Annotated in this window: 6 protein-coding genes; 5 read left to right on the top strand and 1 reads right to left on the bottom strand. The window is 27.3% G+C overall.

Going from position 1 to position 4514, the window contains the following annotated elements:
• The first annotated feature begins 150 nt into the window (after window positions 1-150).
• The 4 genes from TS70_RS05930 to TS70_RS05945 all read left to right on the top strand — a co-directional run bounded on the left by TS70_RS05930 (window position 151) and on the right by TS70_RS05945 (window position 2915).
• Window positions 151-426, top strand: a complete 276-nt coding sequence (locus TS70_RS05930; protein WP_040092701.1) for a hypothetical protein — start codon at window positions 151-153, stop codon at window positions 424-426.
• 286 nt (window positions 427-712) lie between these two features.
• Entirely contained in the window at window positions 713-1102 is a 390-nt protein-coding gene (locus TS70_RS05935) for a hypothetical protein (RefSeq protein ID WP_052443421.1), read from the top strand.
• A gap of 122 nt (window positions 1103-1224) precedes the next feature.
• Window positions 1225-2060, top strand: a protein-coding gene (locus TS70_RS05940; protein WP_105628856.1) for an IS5 family transposase whose coding sequence is annotated in 2 segments (ribosomal slippage) — window positions 1225-1621 and window positions 1621-2060 — 837 coding nt in all. Because the reading frame shifts where the segments join, the coding sequence is not laid out codon by codon here.
• 150 nt (window positions 2061-2210) lie between these two features.
• Window positions 2211-2915 (top strand): hypothetical protein, encoded by a 705-nt coding sequence (locus TS70_RS05945; RefSeq protein ID WP_198049699.1) that lies wholly within the window; start codon window positions 2211-2213, stop codon window positions 2913-2915.
• Between the two features lie 20 nt (window positions 2916-2935).
• On the opposite strand, the gene TS70_RS05950 is transcribed toward TS70_RS05945, so the two are convergent.
• The gene (locus TS70_RS05950; protein ID WP_040092703.1) at window positions 2936-3799 is read right to left on the bottom strand and encodes a Cof-type HAD-IIB family hydrolase; all 864 of its coding nucleotides are present in this window, start codon (window positions 3797-3799) and stop codon (window positions 2936-2938) included.
• A 233-nt stretch (window positions 3800-4032) separates the two neighbouring features.
• Between TS70_RS05950 and TS70_RS05955 the strand changes: the two genes are divergently transcribed.
• Window positions 4033-4514 (top strand): AAA family ATPase (locus TS70_RS05955; RefSeq protein WP_304627143.1); only part of this gene is annotated, 482 nt, incomplete at its 3' end.

Below are 4514 nucleotides of genomic sequence, written 5' to 3' on the forward strand. Positions count from 1 at the left end.
GGTTTAATGATTAACTATTTTTAAAAATAGTCTAAAATTGTTGTAAAACTGGTACCTAAAATAATATTCGAACTCTTTTTTTAATAATTATGTCGTTATCCTAGATAATGTTATAATATTAATATAATGGTTTCATACTGGAGGGATATAATGGCAGAAAAAACAATGGCTGAAATTTTAGCAACAGCTAAAAAAGCAAAAGCAGCAATTGATGGTGATCAATATGCGACTGAAGGTGAATATTTTAATCCTAGTAATTTAACATTAGAACAAAAGTTGAAATTACGAAAAGCAGCAAATAATCCAAACGATCCAAATTATCATATTTGATTGCAAATGAATCAAGAAAAGCAAACTTCTGGTTGAGTTAAAATTGATAAAAAGAAAATAAAAGATTTATCAGAAGATGATGACGATAATAATTAGTATTTTTCTTTACTAGAAAATAGTTTTTTGTATTCAAATGCTAGAATCAAAATGGTTATTAGAGAACTCTAATAGCCACTATCATCTTGTTTATATTAATGTTTTAACATCCGTTTTGTTTCGGATGTTTTTTTATATTAAACTTTTTTAAGAACCCTATGGTACTATCCATATGGCGTAAACCTTTTAATTTAAGGCGTTTTTTGGTATAATTATAAAAAATGGGACGTAATATTTTATCAATTTTTAATTATAACAAAACTAATCTTGTTAAAGGGGAATGGTTATGAAGAAAACAAAAAATATTACAATGATTACAATTTTAATTGTGAGTTTAGGGCTAGCGGTGTTGTTTGCCTGAATGTTTTGAAGTGTTTTAAAAGGCGATAATGAAATTAATTATGCTGAATATAGTAAATGTTTATTATATGCTGATCATAGTAACCAAAAAATAGATTTAACCCGCCAAAATAATAACCAATTAGTAAGTGCCACCTTTAAAAACTTTGCGCATGCAAATGGTAAAATAAGACAACTTAGTACCAATGACTGAGCTTTTATTAAACGTTGTGAAAATAATATGCTTTATCAAGCAAACCCTAAAGTTGTAGCAGCATTTAATCAAAAAAAGCATTGTCGCATTTTAAAACAATTACTGATGTTGTTAATGGTTTAACAAATAATAAGATTTATCCATATCAATTAGAAAAAATGGTATTAACGTTATATTAGACTTCTTGCGATACCCTTTTTTATTAAAATATTATTATAAAATATAATTTATGAGGACATAAAAATATGAACAATAATAAATTTAATACTCTTAATGATAGAGAATGGTTAAGATTAACAGGAATAAAAAAATCCACTTTTAATAAAATGTTAGATATTTTAAAAGTTGCTGAAATAGAAAAATTTAAAAAAGGTGGTAAAACTAATAAATTATCATTAGAAAATAGATTATTGATGACTTTATTATATTGACGAGAATATCAGACTTATTTTCATCTTGGTAAAAGTTTTGATATTAGTGAGGCTAATTGTTATCGTAATATTAAGTGAATTGAAGATATTTTAATTAAAAACTCTGATTTTCAACAACTTGCTGGTAAAAAAGCACTAATAAATGATTATTTTAATGATAAAACTATTATTATTGATGCTACCGAAACTCCAATCCAACGCCCAAAAAAAGACAAAAACAATCTTATTCTGGTAAAAAGAAAAAACACACGATCAAAACACAAGTAATTATCGAACAAGAAACCAAAAAAATTATTGCAACAAGTTTTTCGCTCGGAAAAAAACATGATTATGCTTTATTTAAAGAATCAAAAATCCCAATTTTAAAAAATACCAAATTAATAGTTGATAGTGGTTATCAAGGAATACAAAAAAATCACAATAATGTTCTAATACCTACAAAGAAAACAAAGAAAAACCCTTTAAACAAAGAACAAAAGCAATATAATAGACTAGTTTCAAAAATGAGAATTATTATTGAAAATATTTTTGCTATTCTTAAAAAATTTAAAATTATTACAGAAAAATATCGTAATCGAAGAAAAAGATTTGGTTTAAGATTTAATTTAATTGCCTCAATTTATAATTTACAATTATTATATTTAACATAAAATATTTATTTAAAATTAAATAATTTAAATAATAAATTAATTTTTCGTTGTGGAAAAATATTAAATTTTTAAATAAAAAACATAATTAATTAAAATTATATTTTTCTATTAGTATCTTTTTTACAAATATTTGCAATTTTTTAACAAGTAATGCAAGAAGTCTATTATAAAGAACAAGCACCGTTCCGTAATAATTTAATTGACTTTGCCAATTTGTTTGTTAGTATTTTTGGCGCAGCCGTTTTTAAAAAATTAATCTATAATTTAGAAATTAATAATAGTATTGGTCAATATGGTACAGTAAGTAATAACCAAGTTTTAGCTTTTACAAAACTAAAAGGAAATGGAAATGATTTAGCACAATGTTTAGTGTTTACGGAACATTCGCTGCAAGCGCGAATGAGTAAAATTCAATATCAAATTGGATTTCATTCAACCGCAACTAATATTTCAACTATTGTTCATGAAATAGGACATGCGATTTCAAATTATGCTTGAGTTTGACCAAATAATCGTCTTCGTTTTAATCATAATATTACACCAGCAACTGGGCGTTGTACACCAACTAAAGATAAGTCATTAATTAATATTCGTGGGTTTATGTATAGTCCAAATGATTCATTAGTTCGTTATTTAGGAAAACAAGTTGACATTAGTAATAATGCACCGTTTCAACAACAATTAGCGGCTTGGGCATTTATTCAATCTGGTTATGGTCGGACAGGTGGTAACGCAGAATTATTCGCCGAAGGTTTTGCCCAATGGTTATTAACGCCAGATGATCAAAAGGGTTTAAATTGACAAATTCTTAATGATTTTTATGGGACATATTTTAAAAACTATTATTTAATTTAAAAAAGGGCATTAGCCCTTTTTTATACGTTTTCACCGTTTAGTAATTTTTCTAAATAATCACCAACCCCACCTTCATCATTAGTTAAGTGGGTAATTCCACGCGCATTAGTTTTTAAATTATCATTACCATTTTTCATTGCAACGCCATAACCAACATTTTGCAATAATTCTAAATCATTCATTTCATCACCAAAGGCGATAACATCACGAATATCAACATTATAGTATTGGGCTAAAATATCAGCTGCAAATCCTTTTGAAACAAGTTTATTTGTAATATTAATCATTGTTTGATTTTGTTTGCTGCTATAGTGGCCAATATTAATTCGAACAGAGTTCTTAAAGTTTTCAAACATTCTTAATACTTCATCTGTTTTATTAGTTCCGTTTAAATATAACGCCATATTACTAGCGGGACCTTTTCAAGAATTGTAAGGGTCGGCAATAAAATATTCATCATCAGCCACATCATCAAGATGGAAGTAGTTTTCAATTGCCTCATTTTTTTTTCAACAAATTGCTTTATCATAATGTTCAATTAAAACATTTTCAACATTGCCTCTAACATCGGGATGATTAATAATACTTATAATTACATCATATGCAATTGAGAAAACTAATCGTTTAAATTCACGTTTTAAGGGGTCATGAATATGACCACCATCAAAATTTGTTAATAATGTATCTAATCCTAATTCACGATAAAAGCGAATACTTGCCCGGTGGGGGCGCCCAGTAATAATACATACTTTATGGCCAACATTAACAGCTTTTTTAATTACTTCTTGTGTTTTTGGATGGATTGTTTTACCATCATTCATTAATGTTGTCCCATCTAAATCAATTAAGATTAAACGTTTTTTATCTAAGTGTTGTAATTTCATTGGTACTCCTTTCTAAAAATATGCTTTTTTTCTTCTCCCTTTACTTCTTATTATATCTAATATTTTTGTAATTAAATTATTTTTAAAATTTTAGCACTATTTAGTTGACTTTGCTAACAACTATGATAAGATATAAATATCAAATTAGCAAACAGAGAGTGAGAGTGCTAAAAAAGGAGGGTACTTTATGGGATTTGCACAGCAATATGAACCAGGAAAAGATCCAAAGGTTCTTGAAAAATTTACTAAAAACCTTATATAAAGAAGCAATTGCTGGAAAATTAGATCCAATTATTGGACGTGAAGATGAAATTAACCGGGTAATCCGAATTTTATCTCGTAAAACAAAAAACAATCCCGTTTTATTTGGAGAACCAGGGGTTGGGAAAACGGCAATTGTCGAAGGATTAGCTCAACGAATTGTTAAAGGTGATATTCCTAGTAATTTACAAAATAAAACAATTTATGAATTAGATATGGGAGCCTTAATTGCAGGAGCTAAATTTCAAGGAGAATTTGAAGAACGTTTAAAAGCGGTGATGAATAAAGTAAAAGAATCTAATGGTGATTTTATTTTATTTATTGATGAATTACATTTAATTATTGGGGCTGGTAAAACCCAAGGAAGTATGGATGCTAGTAATTTACTAAAACCAATGTTGGCTCGTGGTGACTTACACTGTATTGGTGCGACAACATTAGATGAACATCGTTT

Origin of the sequence: Spiroplasma sp. hyd1 (assembly GCF_016082235.1) — a bacterium.
In the GTDB taxonomy this organism is placed as follows: Bacteria; Bacillota_I; Bacilli_A; order Mycoplasmatales; family Mycoplasmataceae; genus Spiroplasma; species Spiroplasma poulsonii.